Origin of the sequence: Cupriavidus basilensis OR16 (assembly GCF_000243095.1) — a bacterium.
In the GTDB taxonomy this organism is placed as follows: Bacteria; Pseudomonadota; Gammaproteobacteria; order Burkholderiales; family Burkholderiaceae; genus Cupriavidus; species Cupriavidus basilensis_D.
This window is the reverse complement of the sequence record NZ_AHJE01000383.1, coordinates 1-432: the sequence shown is the minus strand read 5'-3', so window position 1 is coordinate 432 and position 432 is coordinate 1. Positions and strand designations below refer to the sequence as shown.

Sequence of the window (432 nt, the reverse complement as noted above, 5' to 3'; positions counted from 1 at the left end):
TTGGCGCCGTCTTCAACATGTCGATTCCCAAGCGAGGTCACGTTTCGTGACGCGCACGCTAGGCGCCACATGCACGAACTGCTCACGGGGATAGAAGCCCACGCCACCGCCGCGCAGCGACAGGGCGGCATCGCGCAGATCTGCCAGTGGCACGCCGGGCAGGCGGATATCGATGGCCTTGCCGTCCATATGCAGGCTATGGGTGGCGACGCCGCCGCCGCCCGTGTTGCGCAGGCGCGCGTTTGTAGCAGGGCTGCGATAGCCGGAAATGACCTGGTAGGGCGCTTCGCAGGATAGTGTCTGCTTCAGGCGGTAGAGCAGCGCGAACAGTTGTGGGTCGATCGCGCCGACTTCGCCGGAGTAGTGATCGCGCAGGAATCGATTGAGCATGACCAGCGACTCGGGCACAAACTGTTCGCCCATAGCGTAGAC

The 432-nt window shown here is 63.7% G+C and carries 1 protein-coding gene; it reads right to left on the bottom strand.

Features of this window, described 5'->3' with window-relative positions; translation table 11 throughout:
- Positions 1–12: 12 nt before the first annotated feature.
- Positions 13–432 (bottom strand): YcbK family protein (locus tag OR16_RS39270; RefSeq protein WP_006165115.1); only part of this gene is annotated, 420 nt, incomplete at its 5' end.